We start from the raw sequence: 19,559 nt of genomic DNA, 5'->3' as shown, positions 1-19,559 counted from the left end.
GTGAGGCAAGTGCAGGGAACGTCACGACATGACGTTTCCTGCATTGTGTCAGCTCGTGTCTTGCATGCCCTCCGGCAGGGCGGCCCCACGGTGAGTCTTTGCTTCGCGTAGCTGCTCGGTGGTCAGCTGAGTGTCGCGCAGATCCGCACCTGTGAGATCCGTGTCACCTAGGGTCCGTCTTCAAACGGATCTTACCCAGAGCAGGAACGAGGCGAGAGAGACCGCTGCTTCGTAGGAGGTGGCGGTCTTGTCGTACCTGGTGGCGAATCCTCGGAAGCCCTTGAGCCGGTTGAAGCAGCGTTCGACGATGTTGCGCTTGCGGTAGACCTCCCGGTCGAACGCGGGCGGCCTGCCGCCGCGACGTCCTCTCCTGCGGCGGTGGCGTTGTTGGTCCCGCTTCTCCGGAATGGTGTGGCCGATGCCGCGTCTGCGCAGGTAGGCGCGGAACCCGCGGGAGGCGTAGGCCTTGTCCGCGATCACATGGTCCGGGCGGCAGCGCGGCCGGCCCCGCCCCGCACGCGGCACCCGGATACGCTCGAGCAGCGGACGGGCGCAGACGCCGTCATGACGCCGGCCGGCCGTGAGCAGGAGGGCCAGCGGTCGTCCCCGGCCGTCGCAGGCGAGGTGGATCTTGGTGGTCGGTCCGCCCCGGGATCGGCCGAGGGCGTGATCGTCCGGTTCGTCCGGCCGGAGGATCCCCCTTTTCGGCCCGTGGCGACGGCGTGCTGGTGGGCGAGGACGATGGTGGAGTCGATCTGCACCAGCCAGTCGATGTCGCCGGCGGCGTCCGCCCGGGCCTGGATCTGTTGCAGGGCCCGGGTGAAGACCCCGTCCAGCGCGTAGCGGCGATGGGGGCGCCCCCGCGCGAGCGAAGCCGAGCGTGGGCACGCTCACGGCAAGACCGACCCCCTGGACGCCTACAGCGCCGCAGCCGCCGTGCTGTCCGGCCGTGCCGGCGGCACCCCCGAAAAGCCGGGACGGCATCGTCGAGGCCATCCGCGTGCTGTGCACCGCCCGCAGCAGTGCCATCAAGGCCCGGACCCAGGCCATCAACCAGATCCGCGCCCTGATCATCACCGCACCCAGCGAATTACGGGAGAAAGTCCGGGGCCTGATTACTGGCAAGCTGATCAACGCCCTGGCCCGCACCCGCCCCACCGGTGACCCGGCCGACCCCACGCACGCGGCCAGGACCACCCTGCGGCGCCTGGCCCGCCGCTACCAGGTACTCGACGATGAGATCCAGGAGACCGAAGCCGAGATCGAGCCCCTGGTCGCCCAGGCCGCGCCGCGGCTCGTCGCGCTGCCCGGGATCGGCCCGGAGACCGCCGGCCAACTGCTGATCAGCGCGGGCGACAACCCCCAGCGGCTGCGGACCGAGGCGTCCTTCGCGCGGCTGGGCGGTGTCGCCCCCATTCCCGCATCCTCGGGGCGGACCGACCGGCACCGGCTCCACCGTGGTGGCGACCGGGCAGGCCAACAAGGCCCTGCACGCCATCGTCATGGTGCGGATGAAGTACGACGCGCGGACCCACGACTACGTCACCCGCCGCACTGCCCAGGGCTGGTCCAAGAAGGACATCATCCGCTGCCTGAAACGCTTCGTCGCCCGCGAGGTCTACCATCACCTGCCCCAAGCGGCCCGGCCGCCCCACCACACGCGTTGCCCGCTGCACCAGCCGCTAGCTTCCGCTTGAGGGCTTGCGGTGGGAACAGTGCAGTGCGGGAAGATCACGGGCATGGCATCCCACGCGAACCCGCCCCGTGCCCTGTCCTTCGACAACGTCGCCACGCAGTACGCCGCCGCCCGCCCGGACTACCCGGCGGCGCTCTTCGACGCCGTGGAGGAACTCGCCGGCCTGCCGTTGGCCGGTGCCGACGTGCTGGACTGCGGGGCCGGCACCGGGATAGCCACCCGGCTGCTGCGTGAGCGCGGCGCCCGGGTCGTCGCCCTGGAGCCGGGCGCCGGCATGGCCGCACAGTTGCACCGGGCCGAGCCGGACATCCCGCTCGTGCGCGGGGAGGGGGACCGTCTGCCCTTCGCCGCCGGCAGCTTCGACCTGATCACCTACGCCCAGGCCTGGCACTGGACCGACCCGGCCCGCTCCGTCCCCGAAGCGCTGCGCGTGCTGCGCCCGCACGGCGCACTGGCCCTGTGGTGGAACCAGGCCGACGTCCGCGTCCCGTGGGTGGCGGAGGAGGAGGTCCGGCTCGCACCCTTCACTTACCGCTTCTCGACGACAGTCGCCGACCTGCTCACTCCGTTCCCGGTCGAGGTGGCCACCCGCGAGGTCACGTGGTCGCGCCGGGTCACCGTCGAGGAGCACCTCGGCAACCTCGCCACCCACTCGCACTTCGTGGTCATGGACCTTGCCGAGCGCGAGCACCTCCTCGGCGCGAACCGCACCGCGCTGGCACGCCTCTTTCCCGACGGCACACTCGACGAGCCCTACCGGTGCGGCCTGACTGTCGCGCGCCCAGCCACCATCCACGCCTGAACAGAGCCGAATCACGGGCACGGGTGACGCGACTGTCTGCGGGAGGCTTGATGGTCTATAGGAGCTTCAGGAGTGGGTGTGTCGGTGACTTTCAGGAACGGGTGTCGGTCAGCGCTGTAAACGTCTCGGGTTGCGGTGTCCGTGTGTCGGTGAGTTTCGGCAACAGCGGAGGGCTTGCGGTGGGAGCATGGCCATGCTCCGTTCCGCGAGGGGGCGTCGATGGCGCCGAGGTCCAAGGTCGAGCTGTACGCGGCGATCCGCCGGGACTGCCGTGCCGGGCTGTCGAAGCGGGCCGTGATGCGCAAGTACGGCGTCGGCCACCCGACGGTGCAGAACGCGCTGGAGTCGGCCTGGCCCCGGCCGCGTAAGAAACTGCCGCCGAGGCCGACGCGCCTGGACCCGTACAAGCCGTTGGTCGACCAGATGCTGCGGGCCGATCTGGACGCCCCGCGCAAGCAGCGGCACACCGCGAAGCGTGTCCTGGACCGGCTGCTTGAAGAGCATCAGGCCCATGACATCTCCTACGGCATGGTCCGCGATTACGTCGCAGTGCGCCGGGGGGAGATTCGCGCGATGGCCGGTCGTGGTCCCGTTGAGGCGTTCGTGCCGCAGTCGCACCGCCCCGGCGTCGAAGCGGAGGTCGACTTCGGGGATGTCTCGGTGCGTCTGGCCGGGCATACGGTGGTCTGCTACCTGTTCAGCTTCCGCCTGTCGTATTCGGGCAAGGCAGTGCACCGAATCTTCGCGTCCGGCGGACAGGAAGCGTTCTTCGAGGGTCACGTGCACGCCCTCAGCGTCCTGGGCGGGGCGCCGACCGGCAAGGTCCGCTACGACAACTTGAAGGCCGCGGTCGCCAAGGTGATCGGGTTCGCCCGGGAGAGACGGGAGAACGAGCGGTGGATCACCTTCCGCGAGCACTACGGCCTGGACAGCTTCTACTGCCGCCCCGGCCTGGCCGGCGCCCACGAGAAGGGCGGGGTGGAAGGGGATGTCGGGTACTTCCGTCGCAACCACCTGGTCCCGGTTCCCGAGGTGGACTTCTTGGCCGAGCTGAACCTGCTCGTCGAGCAGTGGGACGAACAAGAAGATGCCCGGCGCATCCGGATGCGGCCCCGGACCACCGGTGAGTACTTCGCCGTGGAACAGCCCCTCCTGAAGCCGCTGCCGGACAAGTCGTTCGACACCAGCCGCACCTTCGCGTTGCGGGTGGACCGGCACAGCCGGATCTCGGTCCGTACCAACTGCTACTCGGTGCCGGTCCGCTTCATCGGCCGCCGGGTGCGGGCCGTGCTGCACGCCAACGAGCTGGTCGTCTACGACGGCAGCGCGGGAATCGCCCGGCACGAACGGCTGATCGCCAAAGGCGGGGAGCGGCTGGTCCTGGACCACTACCTGGAAGTCCTGGTGCGCAAGCCCGGTGCTCTGCCCGGGGCGACCGCGCTCGAGCAGGCCAGAGCCGCCGGGAAGTTCACTCCGGTCCATGACGCGTGGTGGGCCGCGGCCTGCAAGGTCCGCGGTGACCGCGACGGCACCCGGGCCCTGATCGACGTGCTGCTGCTGGGGCGACGCATTGCGCACGAGCACCTGGTGGCCGGGCTCGCCGCCAGCCTGAGGGTGGGCGCACTGACCACGGACGCCGTCGCTCTGGAGGCCCGCAAGGCCCAGGAGGCCGACGACGCTGACACCGGCTTGCCCGAGCCGGAGCCGCGGCGGCGGGAGCCGACGGTGACCTCCCTGACCGCACGGCGGCTGGCCCATCTCCCGCCCGACACCCGGCCGCTGCCCTCACCGGCCCTCTACGACCAGCTCCTTGGCCGCCGCGCTCGCGGCACGACCACTGCCAGCAAGGGAGAACGGATGTCATGAACGCCACCAGCCGCCGGATGAGCGAGCAGGCGGCCGAGACCGCTGTCGTCGGCGCCTGCCGGATGCTCCGGCTGCCCACCATTCGCGCGAAATTCCCCGACCTGGCCGAGCAGGCCGCCCGCGAGCAGATGTCCTACCGCACCTTCCTCGCCGAACTGCTGCTGGCCGAGTGCGACGACCGGGCCCGGCGCCGGTCGGAACGCAGGATCAAGGCCGCGGCCTTTCCGCGGCAGAAGTCGCTGCGGGAGTTCGACTTCGACGCCAACCCCAACATCGATGCAGCCGTCGTCCACACCCTCGCCACCTGCGAGTGGGTGAAGAAGGGACAGCCGCTCTGCCTGATCGGCGACTCCGGCACCGGCAAATCCCATCTCCTGATCGCACTGGGCACCGAGGCCGCGATGGCCGGGTTCCGCGTGAAGTACACCCTGGCCACCAAGCTGGTCAACGAACTCGTCGAGGCGGCGGACGACAAGCAGCTGACCAAGACCATCGCCCGCTACGGCCGCGTCGACCTGCTCTGCATAGACGAACTCGGATACATGGAGCTCGACAAGCACGGAGCCGAACTGCTGTTCCAGGTGCTGACCGAGCGCGAGGAGAAGAACAGCGTCGCCATCGCCTCCAACGAGGCTTTCGGCGGCTGGACCAAGACCTTCATCGATCCCCGGCTCTGCACGGCCATCGTCGACCGGCTCACCTTCAACGGCACGATCATCGAGACCGGCACCGACTCCTACCGGCTCGCCCGGAGCCGGGCCAAGGCAGAACAGGCGCCGCGACCTGAGCCAGACCTCACCTGCCAGGGATAACTCCGTTGCTTGATCCAGGAGCCAGTCGGCAGCATGGCGCCCATGCAACGCCACACCTACACCGGTCCCCTGGCGCTGCGCGCCATGCAGGACCTGGCCACCCGAGTCTTCCCCGCGACCGGCTACCGTCACATCGGCGACCTCGCCTGGAACTGGTGCCTGGCCCTCGACCGGGCCGACGGGCACCCCACGGCGATCTGGACCGACGAGGACCAGACCCTGGCCTGGGGCTGGCTCGAGCTGCCCGACACCCTCATGCTCCAGGTCGACCCGAGCCATTCCCAGCTGACCGACGAAGTACTCGACTGGGCCGAGCAGACGGCTCCCGGAACGTTGCACGTCGAGATCGCCGAGACGGAACAGCACCTGGCCGTCACGCTGGAGCGGCGCGGCTACAAGCGCGCCCCCGATGGCCCCTTCATGACCGTGATGCGCCGACCGCTCACCCACCTGCCGGACCTGCCACCACTGCCCGACGGCTATCTGATCCGGGCCCAGCAGGACCCCACAGACACCGCCGGACGGGCGGCAGCGCACCGGGCCGCGTTCGGCTCCACCCGGATCACCACCGAGCGCCATGCCCGCATGAGGAGCATGTGGCCCTACCGCCCAGAGCTCGATCTCATTGTCATCTCTCCCGCCGGTGATGCCGTCGCCTACTGCCAGGGCTGGTACGACGAGACCAACCGCATCGGCGAGTTCGAGCCGGTCGGCACCCATCCCGAACATCGCCGCCTCGGCCTGGCCCGCGCCGTCTGCACCGCCGTGCTCCACGCCTTCGCCGATGCCGGCGGGGACCACGCCACCGTCTACTGCCGCGGAGATGCCGCCTACCCCGTCCCGAAACAGCTCTACGAGTCCATAGGCTTCACTTCCCACACTCGAACTCACACCTACACCACCAGGACGTGAGCCGAGCCAAAGGGCCTGCGGCTCCGCAGCGTTGCTGAATGTCACCGACATCCCAGCGGCTGAGCACCCTCACTCGTTCCCAGAACTCACCATCACGCGTTGCTGCTTCTCACCGGCACAATCACCCTTCTTCACCTACGGGATCTGCTACCTCGACGTGGTGACCATCGACAGCGCCCACCTGGTGGCCTCGGTGGTGCAGAAGTCCGGCCACCGGACCCTTCGTGTCGCGCTCGTTGCGGACCACCAGGACCGGAACCAGCTGCATGAGCTCCTTCACGGCAAGGTCGTCGAAGCCGCCCTGCCGCACGAGTGGCTTCAGAGCACTTACCTCTCAGTGGACCTGCCGCCCGGCACCGACCCGGCCACCCTCAGGGAGGCGCTGAAAGCACCCGCCCAAGCCGGTGCCCTTCACTGGGAGATCGACTCCTGACTCGAACACTCATTCCGTTAGGAGTTCCAAGGCGAGAACAGCCCCGTTGGCGGGGCGTGGCCGTGTCGTGGCACCAGGTTGAGAGGCGGTTCACCTCTGGCCTCGGAGAAGTCGACGCCTCCGCCGCGGTATTCCGCGTCGCAGAACGCAAAGGTGCTGCCTGAGAAGGTAGCGCGGTGGAAGAGGCTATGGTCTCCGACGCCACACCCTCTATCTGGAGGAACTCACCCACCAGATCGCCGCCGACTGGCTCGACTACCGACACCGCCGCTGGCCCGCCTCGGCCAACCCCCGGCTGATTGTCAGTCAGAGATCAACCTTCGACCCCGACCATCCCGCCATCGGCAAGGCCCTCCTGCGCGACGACGTACCCAAAGGACTCACTCTCGTCGGCCTGCGCCAGGACCGCATCCTCAATGAGGCAGCCGAGACCGCCGACCCCCTCAGGCTGAGGAGGCTCTTCGGGATCACCGAATAGCGAAGCTGCCCAAGTGACGTCTCAGGGCGCGATTGGCTCGCCCACGGGCAGCTCCCGCCCGGCACCAGGTGAGGGAGCGCCCGGTTTGTACAAGTGCTGCTGTGCAGGCGTGAATCAATCGCTTCCAGGATCGTACAAATCGGGCTCGTAGTCGTCGAACGACGGCTCGTCGGGTGCATCAAGCTGGGCGTACGGGCGTGCCCGCTCCGTCACATCCCGCAGGTTTACCAAGCCGAACGCGGCCTCGGTATAGCCAGCGTCGAACCCCAGGAAGAGCTCCTTGCCGGGCAGCTCCTCGATGGACCACTTCTTCCTTTTGCGTTTCGGGTCGGGCGGGCCCTTCTGCGCGACAAGGTCGGTGAAGGACGCCTCGTCGAGGTGTTCGATGGTGTTGCGCAGTTTCTCCAGGAGCTCGTCCGACTCCTTGGCGCCGCCGGTGATCTGCTGGTGGGCCCGCGACCAGCGCTCCATCTGGTAGGCCGACATGACGAGGCGGTACCCCCGAACTTAGACGTCCTCAAGTACGCGAGCGAGATCGTCCCCGGTGGGCGACCACTCCTCTCCATAGTCGATCGCCCGGTCCGTCCATGCTGCCTTGCTCGCGGCCTGGTAGTAGCTGTGGGCGTCGCGCTGGACGGACCGCGCCCACAGCGCAAGCATCCGCACCACGACCCTGGGGCGCCCATCTGCGGCAGCGGCCGGTGGTTCGGGCGCGGAGGGTTCCTCAGCCCCGGGCAGCCCCGGCAGTAGGATGCCGTGTCCGTCCGGCGGAATGCGGACGGGGCGGCGAGCATTCGGCGTCCAACCCCGCGGCGGTGTCCAGTCGTCGAACGGCGGCGGCCATCCAGCTGGCGGCGGCCACTCCGGGGGAGCTATGTATGTCATTCGTACATCATCGACTCACCTCCGCCCGAGGAGACCGTGTGTGAGGCTCACTGCGGCCGAATTCGTATCTCCGAGCACCGGCACCCGTCCCAAGGCCCTTACGGCCAGCCGGGCAGAACCCACTCGTTCTACGCCGGGAACCGCCCAGTTGGTGGACGGGTTCCCCGGCTGACCGTTGCCAAATTCTGCGAACCCGCGCGCTTGCCGGAAGTCGCCGGTGCGCGGGTCCTCGACGAAGGCAGCCACGGTGCGGCGGAATAGGCGGCGCTGTTCTTGGGTGAGGCGGTCCAGGTCGGCGGTGGAGCGGGGCAGAACCTCGTACGTAGGCACGGCGAACTCCTCCACCGATGCACGAAGCCCCCGGCCGGTCGGCCGGGGGCGGTGGTGGCTGGTCGTGTTGAAGGGCGTCGGTGACGCGGTGCGCTCAGTGGTGGGTTGTCGGGGGAGTGGTGCGTTGGTGCGCGTTAAATGGCGTTGGAGTCGGCTGGGTGGTGCTGGTGTGGTTGGCGCGCAGCATTCGCACGGTCTGGTCAGAGGCCGTAGCGGTCGTTCATCAGGTCGTTCCACCTCTGCACGTTAGGCAGGTCGTCGGCGCAGGCGGTGCAGTGTGGCAGGTAGTCGGTCCGGGTGGGGTACGGCACGTTCGAGCGGACGATGACGGTCGGGAGCAGCGTGAGGGGCCGGCCGCACAGCGGGCAGAGGTCTCCGTGGAGCAGTTCGGTAGTCATGCGGCGGACTGTGCACAGGTCGGCGGCTTACCGTCTTGGGCTGGCCCGGCGGCCCGCCTGGCGGGCGCTCCGGTAAAGATCTGGTGATGCCCTCCCGCCCGGCGGGAAGAACCACGGATCACGCTTTTGTGCAGGTCACGCCCGGGGTTCCATGGGCCGATGATTAGCATGTCGCCAGTTCGCCCGGGGAACGGGGTGCGCTACCTCTTCCGTGGCGTGATGGTCGGCGACGGTCACCGCCGGACGGGCACGCCGCTGCGCGCCGCCCAGGACGAAGCCGGTGTCCCGCCCGGCGTCTGGAAGGGCCGGGGCCTGGCCGCGGTCGGCCTTACGGCCGGGGACGTGGTGACCGAGCGGCAGGCCGAACTGCTTCTGGGGGAGGGCCAGCACCCGGACGCCGACCGGATCGAGCGCGAGCGCCTGGAGGCGGGCGACGATCCGGCGACGGCCCGGCGGGCGACCGTGCTGGGTCGGCCCATCGAGCACAACCGCTCGCCCAAGACCGACAATGAACCGTTCCGGGTTCGGTAGGGACTCGATCATTTGAGAGGATCGAGTCATGGCACGTCCTTCCCCTTACCCGCTTGAGCTGCGCCGTCGTGCGGTGCGGATGGTCGCCGAGGTGCGGCCCGACTACGACACCGAGTGGGCTGCGATGAAAGCGGTCGCGGCCAAGCTCGGGATCGGCACGACCGAGACATTGCGCAAGTGGGTCCGGCAGGACCAGATCGACGCCGGCGTCCGGCCGGGCACCACGATCGAGGAGTCGGCCGAGCTGAAGCGGCTGAAGAAGGAGAACGCAGAGCTCAAGCGGGCCAACGAGATCCTCAAGGCCGCGGCGTCTTTTTTCGCGGCCGAGCTCGACCGGCCACACACGCGCTCGTAGCGTTCATTGACGAGCACCGGGACCGCTTCGGCGGTGTCGAGCCGATCTGCCGCGTGCTCAGCGCACACGACTGCAAGATCGCCCCTGCCACCTACTACGCCCACCACAAACGACAGGTCACGCCGTCCGCCAGGACCGTGCGGGACGCCGAGCTGAAAGAGCACATCAGCGCCGTCTTCGAGGCCAACTACCGTGTCTACGGCGCGAGGAAGATCTGGCGGGAACTGCACCGGCAGGGCCACGCGGTGGCCCGCTGCACCGTCGAGCGGCTGATGCGCGAGCTCGGCATCACCGGCGCCGTCCGCGGCCGGCGCGTGATCACCACGCTGCCCGGCGGTCAGACCGACCGGGCCCCGGACCTCGTCGACCGCGACTTCGTCGCCGGCGCCCCGAACCGGTGCTGGGTCGCGGACTTCACCCACGTGAAGACCTGGGCAGGCGTCGTCTACGTCGCCTTCGTCGTGGACACCTTCTCCCGCCGGATCGTCGGCTGGTCCGCGGCCACCGTGAAGGAAACGGTCTTCGTGCTGGACGCCCTGGAGATGGCACTGTAGCAACGCGACCGCGACCACCACCCCGTCCGGCCGGGCCAGTTGATCCATCACTCGGATGCCGGGTCGCAGTACACGAGTTTCCGGCTCGCCGGCCACCTGGAGGCCGCCGGCATCGCCGCCTCCATCGGATCGGTGGGCGACGCCTACGACAACGCCCTGATGGAGAGCACGATCGGCCTGTTCAAAACCGAACTGATCAAGCCCTGGCGGCCCTGGAAGACGCTGTCCGACGTCGAGCTCGCCACCGCTGAGTACGTCGACTGGTACAACCACCGGCGACTCCACGGTGAGATAGGCCACGTCCCGCCGGTCGAATACGAGAACAACCACTACCTCGCAACAACGAAATCCCAGGTCGCACCCAACATCTGAGATCTCTACCGAACCCGGAACGGTTCATATGCCATACCGCGGGGTCGTCCGTGGCTTACCCGGCAAGGGCCTTCGGAACAGCGTCGCCAAGTGTTGCTACAGCGTTGCCGGTGATGTTGATGGCGGTGCCAGAGATGTCGAGAAGGACGTTGGGGTCCAACGCCTGAGCCGGTGCGGCTGCAGTGATGCCGCCGGTGAGAAGTGCAACGGTTGCGGCAGCAGCGGTGACGCCGCGACGGATGGTGAGCACAGCGGGCCTCCCGAACAAGACGAAACGACGGACGTTGCAGACAACGTTCAGGAGGCTCCCCACCCCACCGCGCGGCTGCACTTCATCACCCGGATCGGGCAGGTTGTGCAGAAGCGTCTTGCGGCGCTGTTCGAGCAGCGTGCTCCGCATCAGTCGTCGGCGACCTCCTGGTCGCTGTCCTCGACGACGGTCTGGGCGACAGGGCGAGCCTTGGCATAACCACGTATCCGCGCGGTGCGGAGCGTGGACGTGCTCGGGCACAGGCACGTGGGCGGCGGCGCGCCCCGCTCGCCTGCCGCGCGGCCGATCAGCGCCGGGCTCGGCCGCGGCCCGGCCCGGCGGCCCCTCTTCGCCGTGCAGCCCTGCCGCGCGGGCCTCTCCGGTGCTGGCGGGACGGACTGTGTCCCGTCGGCATCGTCCGTCCCGCATGGTGCCCTCACTGCCGGGTAACAACCTCCGGGCGCCCCGTGAGGACTGCCTGCACGCCCCCGCACGTCCCTTCAGTGGCTGGTTGTCTCGCCTCGACACTGGTCGCGGTCTGACACGCGTCAGCAACAGGAGGGATCGGCATGTCCATACGCCCCTGCACGTCCCCGAGTTCCCGGCTGCACCGCTTCGGCGTCCTGGCGGCCTCGGCAGCCCTGTCGGCGGCGGGGCTCGTCCTGCCCGCCACCGCCGCCCACGCCGCCGCCGGCGACCTGACCTGCACCGGCCACGGCGTGATCAACTTCGATCCGGCCCTGACCGGGGCTGGCCAGACGGCCGGCGTGACCGGCGACGCGGCGGTCGTCAACTGCCTCTCGCCCAACGGCTCCCACCCCCAGCTGAAGAACGCCGACGTGAGCGCCAAGGGCACCGCGCACACGCAGAACGGCAGCCCCTGCTCGCTGCTGCTGACCGCCGACCTGACGGTGGCCTTCAACTGGGACAACGGCCAGACGAGCACGGTGGACGCCACCGTCAACACCGACCCCGCCAAGGGCCTGATCAGTATCGGCGGTCCGGTCGTCGGCGGCCCGCTCAAGGGCGACACCTTCACCGTGGTCCCGGTCCTGGCCAACCCCAACCCGGACTGCGGCACCAAGGGACTGACCAGCCTCACCTTCGACACCGTCCAGGTCACCTTCGGCTGACACCCGCCCGCACCGTCCCTGGCCCGTCGGCCTCTCGCTGCGCGGGCCGGGGTTCTTCCCGGCCCTGGGGAGGTCACCGCCCGGAGCGCGACCGCGCCACGCCTGCCCGCACCCTGCTCCCGCACGCCCCGTTCTGCCGTCAGGCTGGCGCGTTCGACGCCCCGGACCGCACAGCCGCCGAAAATCTGTGCGGTATCCGCTGTCCGGCCCGTCTTGGTTGTGGAGGTTTCCCGATGCACACCCTTCGTCGTGTCCTTGCCGCTGGGGCATCGAGCACTCTGCTCGTCCTGGGTGCCGCAGTGCATGCCAGCCCGGCGCAGGCTCAGCCTGCTGATCTTCTTCCCGGCGGCCTCGACACCGCGCTGATGACCGTGGTCTCTACCCAACAGCAGAATGCCTGCGGTGGCGCTCGCTCCGCCCTGGAGGTCGTCCCGGTCCTGGCCGACACGCTCTGCCCGGGCAGCACGGCGTGATCCTCGACAGATCGACGGGTCTGTGGGTCCGCCCGGCGGCGGCCGGGATGTACTCCTGAGCAAGAACTGCCGCGCCCTGCACGAGGCCCGCCGGCCCACCGCCCCGTGTGGGGCCGGCGGGCCGCTCGCCGGCCCACCGCCTCGAGTGTGGACGCGCCCTGTCGGCTCGCAGCTCCCGCACGCCCCGGTTCCGCGGTGAGGGTGGCGAAAAGAGTCAACTGGCTGCGGCGTCCGGGGCCCGCGGTGCGGTGCCGGGTGGGCTCAGCCTCGCTGTCGGTCGGGCTGTTGTCCCGGTTGTTACCGTTCTTCCCGTTCGCGGTCCTCCCGTTCGCGGTTCTCTCGCCCGCGTCCTTCCCGTTCGCGTCCTGCCCAGGTGATGACAGCGTAGCCGTCACCTCCGGGTTCGCCGAGTTTGCCCGGACTGCCTGGTTCGGCCAGCCTGGGGCGCCCGGAGCCGACACCGCCGTCCCCTCCGAAGCCGCCGTCGCCGCCGGTCGCAACGCCCTCTGGCAGGTCCCGGCCGTCGGGGCGGTGGAAGACGCCCGGCTCTCCCCCGGCTCCGGGCTGGGTGGAGCCGACTCCGCCGAGGCCTTGGCCCTGCTTGCTGCCCGCCGTTCCGGGGGAACCCTGGCCGCCCTGGCGGCCAGGCCTTCCCTGCCTTGCAGCGAGCCGTCCGGTGCCCGACTCGCAGGTGCCCTGATCGCTCAGGGCCGTCGGGGGGCCGCCGGTTCCGAGGGGCTTGCCGCCCTTTCCGTGGCTGCCCTGGCTGGCGACGTAGCCGCCGCCTCCGCCGAGACCGGGGCGGCCCTCCTGCCCTGCCGGCGCCTCGGCCAGGGCGGTGTACTGCGGCGAGCGCTGCCGCCGGGACTGCGTCTCGAGCTGGAACTGGGTGCTCTCGCCGGAGGCCTGGTTGTCGTCCCCCTTCTCGCCGGCAAGCCCGCTTCTGCGCCCTGCTCCGGGCTGGTTGCTCGGGCCCGCGGCCCCGCCGTTTGCTTCCCTGGCGCCCACGTGGTCCGTCCTGCCGATGTCGACGTAGAAGACGTCCCCCTCATAGACATCGAATTGGCAGGCGATGTAGGCGCCGCCTCCGCCGCCTCCGCCGCTGTCGCCGCCCGCACCTCCGCCGCCGTACCGATTTCCGGACCCGCCGGGGAGCCAGCTGCTCGCGCCTCCGCCTCCTCCGCCGCCGTTACCGCCGTTCCCGCCCGGGCCCCACAAGTACACGGTGGCTTCCGTCACGCCCCGTGGGGGTTCCCACTCTCCGCTTCGGGTGAAGACCTTGGATGATCCTGCGGCCGCTTCGGCGCCGGGCGCCTGGGGAAGCGCTGCCAGCGGTGTCAGCGCGACTGCCGCTGTCGCGAGCCAGACCCGCCGCCGCCCCAGCAGGGGTTCACGGATGTTCTGCACTTGATCCTTGCCTCTCGTCCTTGTCCCGGCGCCCGGCCGGTTCCGCCTGGGGGTGCGGCGGGCGGGGAGCGCCCGGTTCGGGCATGCCCCGCCGCCCGGCCGCCTCTGCTGCCTGCGCTGCGGCGACGGACTACTTCAGCGCGGAGTCCACGGTGCTGGACGCACCGGAGGTGGCGGACTGGACGGTGGAGTTGGCGGTGTCCTTGAGGTTGGTCACCGGGCCGGGCTCCGGCGGCTGCGGGGCCGACGACGAACTGCTCTGCTGCGAGGAGGAGCCGCCCGGGGCGTAGTTGTATGTGTCGGTGATCTTCCGCTCCTTGGTGATCTTCCCCGGGGCCGGGGACACGATCAGCGCCGGGATGCCCTGCCCGGGCTCGTCCGCCGCCTGTCCCACGGCCGCCGCGGGCCCGGCCAGCATCGCGGCCGCAACACCCGTCACCAGAACCACTTTGCGCATCATGGTGCTCATCAGTTCTCCCTCTAGTCGGGCAACTCCATCAATCAGGCGACCCAACGCCGTAGGTCCTACGCAGGACACGGAAGACGAGGAAGAAGATCGTCCGACAAGTGACCGCATAACCCGGCTTCATCCGTCCTGACCTACGCAGTCAGGCGGCCGCCCGACTGCGTGTACGAGCCCGTCCGCAGGTGTTGTGTCCCCCGGTCGGGCGACAGCGCCGCTTGGACGCCCTGACACGCCGTGTGCCTGGTGCAGCGGCCGCGCGACCAACCAGGAAGCCGCGGTGACCGGCGGCGCCAAGCTCCTCAACTGCCTGTCGCCCAACGGCGCGCACCGTGAGCTGAAGTCCGCCGACATCTCCGGCGTCACCGGCAGCGCGAGCGCGCAGGGCGGCACTCCGTGCTCGCTGCTGCTGACCGCGAAGCTGACGGTGCCCATCCACTGGAACACCGGGCGGACGAGCACCCTGGACGCCACATCAACACCGACCCCACCAAGGGCACCCTCACCATCGGCGGCCCCATCGTCGACGGCCCGCTCACCGGTGACACCTTCACCGTCGTGCCCGTCGTGGTCCACCCCAACCCGGACTGCGCCACCAAGGGCCTGACCGACCTCACCTTCACCGCCGCCCAGGTCGCCTTCAACTGAACCCCACCCACCCGCACCGTCCCCGGCCCCGGGAAGGTCACCGCCCGGAGCGCGACCGTGCCCCGCCTGCCCGCACCCTGCTCCCGCACGCCCCGCTCGGCGGTGACGCGGGCGCGTTCGCCCGCCAGCAGCCGGACAGCCTCCGGGGAATCCGCACGGCATCCGCCGTCCGGCCCGTCTGTTGTGAGAGGTCTCCTCATGCACACCCTTCGTCGTGTCCTGACCGCTGGGGCAGCGAGCGCCCTGCTCGTGCTGGGCGGTGCGGTCCTTGCCCCACTCGCGCAGGCTCAACCTGCCGGCCTGTTTCCCGGCGACGGGAAGACGGCGCAGCCGATCGACTTGATCGGCCCCGTGTTCGCGGTTCCGGCAGAGGGAGTCGACACGGCAGGTGGTCTCCTGAGCGGGGCGCTCGGCATGTGACGTCACGTCACCGCTGCGGCTCGGCCGACCGACGGGTGAAACCGTGTTCCGGTGACCGCCATGTGAGGGCAGGCGGCTCCTTGGTCTTCATGGAAGCCCCGGGGGTCGTCGTCTGCTCACCTTCTGGGGGTGGGCCGGGATCGGCACAGGATGCTGCCCATGGGCGGCGAAGAGCGGAACGGGGCAGGGGCACCGGCACTCCTGCCAGCCGAGGTGGCTCGGCTGCTGAACCTCGACGTCGCAGCGCGCGGGCCGGAAGACCGGCGCGCGGCACTTGGGGCTTATGCGGTGCGCTAGCCACCGCTCGAACGCGTCGGTCTGTCCGAGGAGGTGTTCGCACCGTTGACGGCCGCAGCCGTCCATGATCCTGACCCCGGCTTGTGCTGTTTGGCTATGGAGGTCTCAGCGGGAGTCGTTTCGACGCGTCGACGGATGTCACTTGGTTGCCCTGGCCACGAACCGCGACGAGACCGGATGTCACCGCAAGTGGCAGCGCCGCCTGCGGGAATGCAATCGCAGTGATTCCCGCTCTCAGTGACATTAATCTTGGGCGGGGCGCGTAGCCGACTCCCGCTTCCACCGCGGAACGACATCCGTAGAGACCTGCACAGCCAGCCGTTGGTCTATCGAGCCCGCGCTCTGCACGTTCGGGCGCCAGCGAGTCAGTGGAGGCACTGCTCGACTATGCGAGGGGCGGGCACGGACGCGGAGCAAGCGGGAGCTGAGCGGGTCGGGTACTGCGCCCACTGGTCGCTGTGTGCCGGCCGGTCTCCAGCCTACGCGCCAGGTGGAAGTCGCGATCCGGCTCCCGACGAGTCGCACGACGTGGTGGACACATGGCTGCCGCGCATCGCTCACCAGACCCTGACGGGTCCTGATCCGACGCACGCAGTTACGGGAACGCTGGACACAGGGCGGGGCCGGGGTAACTGCTGCGACTGCGACCCCCGGCCTGGTTGAGCGGCTGCCCCTTTCGCGTTACCAGCGCAGGCCGCCGAGCAGCCGGACTCCGCCGTAGATGGTCTCGGCGTCGGCCATGCACTGGCCGTCGCTGCCGTGCTGGTCGGTGCAGATCTGCCGCATCTCCTGATAAAAACGTTTGTCGATCCAGGCCCGGCGGGTGTCCGTCGGATCCAGTCGGAGGGTGCTGGAGGGGCCGTAGTTGCCGTAGCCGAAGTCGTGCTGGACACACGCCTGACGGAAGGTGGCCTGCCGGGCCACATCGAGGCCGGTACAGCCGTCGGTCTCCCAGTCGAACGGGGCGGCATGGGGCTGCCGGGCGAACTCCGCGTAGCCCATCGTCATCAGCCGGTCGGCTCTCTGCAGCGGGGTCTCGGCGGAGACCGGGGCCGCGCCCGGGCCGAGGGCGGCCGCGACGGCCACCGCCAGAGCGGGAAGGGCAGTGCGTACACGAGTCATGCAGGGACCTCTTTCATGAGAGGCAGGGCGCGTCCTGTTCACCAAAGTGCGTGTACACCTTCAAGGTGATCGGAGGGGTGGTGAGACGAGTGTGCAGTGAAGGATCACCCTGGGCGATCACATCCCTCCGTATTCACCCGTCCTGAGGAGGATGCGATCCTGACCCGCCGGAATGCGCCTGTCCCGGCAGGCGCATTCACGACTGGTCCCGGTCCGGGAGCGTCTCGGCAGCGGCCAGCGGCCGACCAGTCCGGCTCCGACCGAGCCCGATTCGGGGCGGATGGTTCTTGCTCACAGTGCCTGGCGGGGACAACCCCGCCGAGTGACCGCCTGGTCCAGGTATTGCCGCGGTGTCCTGTCCGGCTGGAGGATTTCCGTGCTGTGTCCGCATGTACGACCGCAGCCCCGCCCATGGTTGCGGCCGCTGATCGCGCGGACGCGCGTCAGCGGCTGCGATCGAGGGCAACAAGCCGACCCGCCACCGCCCGAGCTTTCCGCTTGCCGCCTTACAGGGCACAACCGGCAAGGGAGCCTTGCGCGAGCGTGCCAAACCTGTTGAAGCGTGAGGGCAGGATGGACCGTCCTCCCTGCGCATCCCTTGCGGCGCCGCGGCTGGCCGCGACCACAGCGCCGTGAGCGGCAGGGGGCGACCCGCCTGCCGAGACGGCACTCCGCAGCCGCACGTACAGCCAGCCGGCCGCCCACCGCGCTACTCCAGGACGCCCAGCTCGGTGTCCGGGCGGCAGTGCGGGCATGCCTGAACACCCTCCGCCAGCGCCCGCATCGCCACCTCCCGCGGCACCCCTGCGCCCGCTTGCCCGCCATGTGACAGCCGCCCGCGTGCACATACGCCGCCGACGCACGCCCGCCCAGGCTTCGCTCCACCGTCCACTCCGGCACCGCCGGCCGCGCCGCCGCACCCCGTTCCCGCTCCGCCACCGACGCTCCTCCGCCGCCTTCCACCGGCGCACCTGGGCCAGCTGCTGCTCGGCGACGCGTTCGGCGAAGGTGAGCAGCTCGAGGCGGGACGGCGGACGGGAATCGGTCATGTATTCGATTTTATGAGGGCGGACCGTTCGGCATGGGCCGGGGGCTCGGCTGCTCTGGCCGAGTGCCTCGGCGTGCTGTGGTCGAGGTGTGTGGCGGGGCCGGTTGTGGCGGGCATGTGCGGGAGAGCCGATTGTGTTGGATGCCCCCTGCTTGCCCATGCCTGGAGGGCGGGACAGGCGGACAGGGGGCAGCCTCGGGGTTCGGGGCGCGAAGGGGACGCGTAGTCAGAGGGACGGAGGCTGCGGAGTTCCTCCTGCAGCGGCACCGTTCCCGGACGCCGGTGGCAGCTCGGGTGGCTCGTCCGGCGGTGGGAGCTGCGCGGGCGGCAGCGGGGCGAGACCCATTTCTGCCCTCTTGTATTCGGCATCGGCTCGCCTCAGCTCTGCTCGGGCTCGCAGAACGGCGGCCTCGCCTTCCTTCTCCGCTCGGATGATGTCGGCGCGCCCGGACGACGCCGCACCGCGCCCCTGCCCTGCGTCTTTCTCCTTGGCACCCCATGCTCTGAGAACGCGCGGGATCATGACGCTCACTGCCACGATCAACCCCGGCAGGCTGACGGCGGTGGTCAGGATGGCTGGAGCGTCCGCTGGACTAAGCCCCGCGACATGGACAGAGGAGAGAAGGCTCTTCAGCCCAACGTAGGAGAGGCCGGCGAGGGTGAGCAGCAGGTACACCTCGCGGTCGGGGTAGCGATGCACGACCTCCTCGCGCACGAGTTCGTAAGGGTCACGGCCCACCCTTCGACCTTCGATTCTGGTTAAGTCGGCGATTCGCGCCGCGCGGCGCTCGCGAACACCGAAGTCCAAAGTGCCCACCGCCAGCCAAACGAAGGCGGCATACAAGGCAAGCTGGTCCCGATCGGTCCGGACGGCGGTCAGAACGACTGCTCCCACGATCACCATGAACGTCAGCCGCAGCGCGCTGACTTCCCTGCGGGCGACTGCGCGGGCGTATTCGTTGAGGGTCTCATGTTCGATACGCATCCCATCAGGGTGGCGGAGCAGGACGTTGGTCTGCAGGCATCTGACGGAAACGTTCTCCAGCAAGCTCAGCAACTCGATTCGGGGCAGGAGTGCCGCTACCATCCGTGAGCACGTGGCGGCACCAACCAGCGGCAACTCGCTCTCCGTGTTGAATCCCACTTGCCCCTCTCAGAGCGACTCGGGAGGGATATTCCAATGAGGAAATGCACAAGGGTAAGCATCGAGCATTGCGCTCAGCTGAGGGTTGAGGCTTTCTCGATCCGTAATCACCCGTCACGTCGTGGCACTTCTCGGTGACATCGGTGCACAGGTTCCCATGATTCCCTCGACCGCCTGGGGTGATGGCGTAAAATATCAGAGTCTACACAGCACATTATGTGATGCAGTATGGTCCGGCGATGTTCTCCGACTTCGCCAAAGGTACATGCGAAACCAGATGATGCAGCACCCCGGATCGGGAGTGTGGTCTAGTTCCAGACTTGGTCTTGCGCTGCTTTTGATGCATGGCTCGGGGCTGGCCCGGCAGGAACGTGCTTGATCCGGGGAAGGCGGGTTCTGGCACGGGGCTCGCTGGGCCGGCCACGTCCTGGCCCTGGGGGCGGCGGGCCCGAATTTCAGCCTCACACAGCTCACGGCGCGACACACCCGCCCTCCTTGCTGCCCGGCGGAGCCGGTTGGGCGGGAGCGCAGCGGACGCCCGGGTATTGCCGCGCAGCGGCAATACCCTGCTTTTTGGATTGGAGCGCAGCGGAAATCCGGAAGACCCGCGAAGCGGGGATTCCAGGAAAGCGCGCAGCGCTTTCCCGAAAACCCGCGGAGCGGGTTTCGAAGGCGTGCAGCGCCTTCGTTCATTGCCCAGTGCGCAGCACTGGGGGACCCGCTCCGCGGG

18 protein-coding genes and 3 pseudogenes are annotated in these 19,559 nt (G+C 69.3%); 11 read left to right on the top strand and 10 right to left on the bottom strand.

Features of this window, described 5'->3' with window-relative positions; genetic code table 11:
* Nucleotides 1–180 precede the first annotated feature (180 nt).
* Nucleotides 181–888: an IS5 family transposase gene (locus IEZ04_RS30160; protein WP_444545454.1), complete on the bottom strand. Its 708-nt coding sequence runs from the start codon at nt 886–888 to the stop codon at nt 181–183.
* On the opposite strand from IEZ04_RS30160, the pseudogene IEZ04_RS36290 reads away from it, so the two are divergent.
* From IEZ04_RS36290 to IEZ04_RS30130, 6 genes and pseudogenes are all read left to right on the top strand, one after another.
* Nucleotides 889–1,697, top strand: a pseudogene (locus tag IEZ04_RS36290) (transposase); the annotation flags it as partial.
* 42 nt (nt 1,698–1,739) lie between these two features.
* Complete coding sequence (locus IEZ04_RS30150; RefSeq protein WP_189220169.1) at nt 1,740–2,498, top strand: class I SAM-dependent methyltransferase; 759 nt, start codon at nt 1,740–1,742, stop codon at nt 2,496–2,498.
* Between the two features lie 219 nt (nt 2,499–2,717).
* The gene (istA, locus tag IEZ04_RS30145; protein WP_189220168.1) at nt 2,718–4,364 is read left to right on the top strand and encodes an IS21 family transposase; all 1,647 of its coding nucleotides are present in this window, start codon (nt 2,718–2,720) and stop codon (nt 4,362–4,364) included.
* On the top strand, nt 4,361–5,176 hold the full coding sequence (gene istB, locus IEZ04_RS30140) for an IS21-like element helper ATPase IstB (protein ID WP_189220167.1): 816 nt from the start codon (nt 4,361–4,363) through the stop codon (nt 5,174–5,176). The genes istA and istB overlap by 4 nt, the downstream gene beginning before the upstream one ends.
* 42 nt (nt 5,177–5,218) lie before the next feature.
* Nucleotides 5,219–6,088, top strand: coding sequence for a GNAT family N-acetyltransferase (locus tag IEZ04_RS30135; RefSeq protein WP_189220166.1), 870 nt, complete (start codon nt 5,219–5,221; stop codon nt 6,086–6,088).
* A 31-nt stretch (nt 6,089–6,119) separates the two neighbouring features.
* Complete coding sequence (locus IEZ04_RS30130) at nt 6,120–6,521, top strand: DUF4265 domain-containing protein (protein ID WP_189220165.1); 402 nt, start codon at nt 6,120–6,122, stop codon at nt 6,519–6,521.
* Between the two features lie 592 nt (nt 6,522–7,113).
* Here the strand turns inward: IEZ04_RS30130 and IEZ04_RS30125 are convergent.
* From IEZ04_RS30125 to IEZ04_RS30115, 3 genes are all read right to left on the bottom strand, one after another.
* Complete coding sequence (locus tag IEZ04_RS30125) at nt 7,114–7,485, bottom strand: hypothetical protein (RefSeq protein WP_189220164.1); 372 nt, start codon at nt 7,483–7,485, stop codon at nt 7,114–7,116.
* A gap of 21 nt (nt 7,486–7,506) precedes the next feature.
* Nucleotides 7,507–7,668: a hypothetical protein gene (locus IEZ04_RS30120; RefSeq protein ID WP_189220163.1), complete on the bottom strand. Its 162-nt coding sequence runs from the start codon at nt 7,666–7,668 to the stop codon at nt 7,507–7,509.
* Nucleotides 7,669–8,414: 746 nt separating this feature from the next.
* On the bottom strand, nt 8,415–8,612 hold the full coding sequence (locus IEZ04_RS30115) for a hypothetical protein (RefSeq protein WP_189220162.1): 198 nt from the start codon (nt 8,610–8,612) through the stop codon (nt 8,415–8,417).
* Between the two features lie 219 nt (nt 8,613–8,831).
* Here IEZ04_RS30115 and IEZ04_RS30110 point away from each other — a divergent pair.
* A pseudogene (locus tag IEZ04_RS30110) lies at nt 8,832–9,119 on the top strand (relaxase domain-containing protein); the annotation flags it as partial.
* A gap of 52 nt (nt 9,120–9,171) precedes the next feature.
* A pseudogene (locus tag IEZ04_RS30105) lies at nt 9,172–10,424 on the top strand (IS3 family transposase).
* Nucleotides 10,425–10,479: 55 nt separating this feature from the next.
* Here the strand turns inward: IEZ04_RS30105 and IEZ04_RS30100 are convergent.
* Nucleotides 10,480–10,824, bottom strand: coding sequence for a hypothetical protein (locus tag IEZ04_RS30100; RefSeq protein WP_189220161.1), 345 nt, complete (start codon nt 10,822–10,824; stop codon nt 10,480–10,482).
* A gap of 419 nt (nt 10,825–11,243) precedes the next feature.
* Here IEZ04_RS30100 and IEZ04_RS30095 point away from each other — a divergent pair, with 419 nt between their 5' ends.
* Both IEZ04_RS30095 and IEZ04_RS30090 read left to right on the top strand, forming a co-directional pair.
* Nucleotides 11,244–11,807: a hypothetical protein gene (locus IEZ04_RS30095; RefSeq protein ID WP_189220160.1), complete on the top strand. Its 564-nt coding sequence runs from the start codon at nt 11,244–11,246 to the stop codon at nt 11,805–11,807.
* A gap of 233 nt (nt 11,808–12,040) precedes the next feature.
* Nucleotides 12,041–12,280 carry a hypothetical protein gene (locus tag IEZ04_RS30090; protein ID WP_189220159.1) on the top strand — a complete coding sequence of 80 codons (240 nt, stop codon included), beginning with the start codon at nt 12,041–12,043 and terminating at the stop codon, nt 12,278–12,280.
* Nucleotides 12,281–12,577: 297 nt separating this feature from the next.
* Here IEZ04_RS30090 and IEZ04_RS30085 read toward each other — a convergent pair whose 3' ends face one another.
* Both IEZ04_RS30085 and IEZ04_RS30080 read right to left on the bottom strand, forming a co-directional pair.
* Nucleotides 12,578–13,519 carry a hypothetical protein gene (locus IEZ04_RS30085; RefSeq protein ID WP_189220158.1) on the bottom strand — a complete coding sequence of 314 codons (942 nt, stop codon included), beginning with the start codon at nt 13,517–13,519 and terminating at the stop codon, nt 12,578–12,580.
* Nucleotides 13,520–13,817: 298 nt separating this feature from the next.
* A complete protein-coding gene (locus IEZ04_RS30080) occupies nt 13,818–14,156 on the bottom strand; it encodes a hypothetical protein (protein ID WP_189220157.1) in 339 nt (112 codons plus the stop codon).
* Nucleotides 14,157–14,546: 390 nt separating this feature from the next.
* Between IEZ04_RS30080 and IEZ04_RS30075 the strand changes: the two genes are divergently transcribed.
* A complete protein-coding gene (locus tag IEZ04_RS30075) occupies nt 14,547–14,798 on the top strand; it encodes a hypothetical protein (RefSeq protein ID WP_189220156.1) in 252 nt (83 codons plus the stop codon).
* A gap of 1,398 nt (nt 14,799–16,196) precedes the next feature.
* Here IEZ04_RS30075 and IEZ04_RS30070 read toward each other — a convergent pair.
* From IEZ04_RS30070 to IEZ04_RS30065, 3 genes are all read right to left on the bottom strand, one after another.
* The gene (locus IEZ04_RS30070) at nt 16,197–16,637 is read right to left on the bottom strand and encodes a phospholipase A2 (protein WP_189220155.1); all 441 of its coding nucleotides are present in this window, start codon (nt 16,635–16,637) and stop codon (nt 16,197–16,199) included.
* A gap of 709 nt (nt 16,638–17,346) precedes the next feature.
* Nucleotides 17,347–17,421, bottom strand: a complete 75-nt coding sequence (locus tag IEZ04_RS35305; RefSeq protein WP_229821394.1) for a DUF6233 domain-containing protein — start codon at nt 17,419–17,421, stop codon at nt 17,347–17,349.
* A gap of 490 nt (nt 17,422–17,911) precedes the next feature.
* Nucleotides 17,912–18,670: a hypothetical protein gene (locus IEZ04_RS30065; RefSeq protein ID WP_189220154.1), complete on the bottom strand. Its 759-nt coding sequence runs from the start codon at nt 18,668–18,670 to the stop codon at nt 17,912–17,914.
* Nucleotides 18,671–19,559: the final 889 nt, after the last annotated feature.

Source organism: Streptomyces ruber (assembly GCF_014648075.1).
Lineage (GTDB): Bacteria > Actinomycetota > Actinomycetes > Streptomycetales > Streptomycetaceae > Streptomyces > Streptomyces ruber.
This window is presented reverse-complemented; position numbering and strand designations above follow the sequence as displayed.

What these genes read in the sequence shown, in the direction of transcription:
- IEZ04_RS30150 (WP_189220169.1), top strand. Translation starts at nt 1,740, where the DNA reads ATGGCATCCCACGCGAACCCGCCCCGTGCCCTGTCCTTCGACAACGTC.
- istA (WP_189220168.1), top strand. Translation starts at nt 2,718, where the DNA reads ATGGCGCCGAGGTCCAAGGTCGAGCTGTACGCGGCGATCCGCCGGGAC.
- istB (WP_189220167.1), top strand. Translation starts at nt 4,361, where the DNA reads ATGAACGCCACCAGCCGCCGGATGAGCGAGCAGGCGGCCGAGACCGCT.
- IEZ04_RS30135 (WP_189220166.1), top strand. Translation starts at nt 5,219, where the DNA reads ATGCAACGCCACACCTACACCGGTCCCCTGGCGCTGCGCGCCATGCAG.
- IEZ04_RS30125 (WP_189220164.1), bottom strand. Translation starts at nt 7,485, where the DNA reads ATGTCGGCCTACCAGATGGAGCGCTGGTCGCGGGCCCACCAGCAGATC.
- IEZ04_RS30115 (WP_189220162.1), bottom strand. Translation starts at nt 8,612, where the DNA reads ATGACTACCGAACTGCTCCACGGAGACCTCTGCCCGCTGTGCGGCCGG.
- IEZ04_RS30100 (WP_189220161.1), bottom strand. Translation starts at nt 10,824, where the DNA reads ATGCGGAGCACGCTGCTCGAACAGCGCCGCAAGACGCTTCTGCACAAC.
- IEZ04_RS30095 (WP_189220160.1), top strand. Translation starts at nt 11,244, where the DNA reads ATGTCCATACGCCCCTGCACGTCCCCGAGTTCCCGGCTGCACCGCTTC.
- IEZ04_RS30090 (WP_189220159.1), top strand. Translation starts at nt 12,041, where the DNA reads ATGCACACCCTTCGTCGTGTCCTTGCCGCTGGGGCATCGAGCACTCTG.
- IEZ04_RS30080 (WP_189220157.1), bottom strand. Translation starts at nt 14,156, where the DNA reads ATGAGCACCATGATGCGCAAAGTGGTTCTGGTGACGGGTGTTGCGGCC.
- IEZ04_RS30070 (WP_189220155.1), bottom strand. Translation starts at nt 16,637, where the DNA reads ATGACTCGTGTACGCACTGCCCTTCCCGCTCTGGCGGTGGCCGTCGCG.
- IEZ04_RS30065 (WP_189220154.1), bottom strand. Translation starts at nt 18,670, where the DNA reads ATGCGTATCGAACATGAGACCCTCAACGAATACGCCCGCGCAGTCGCC.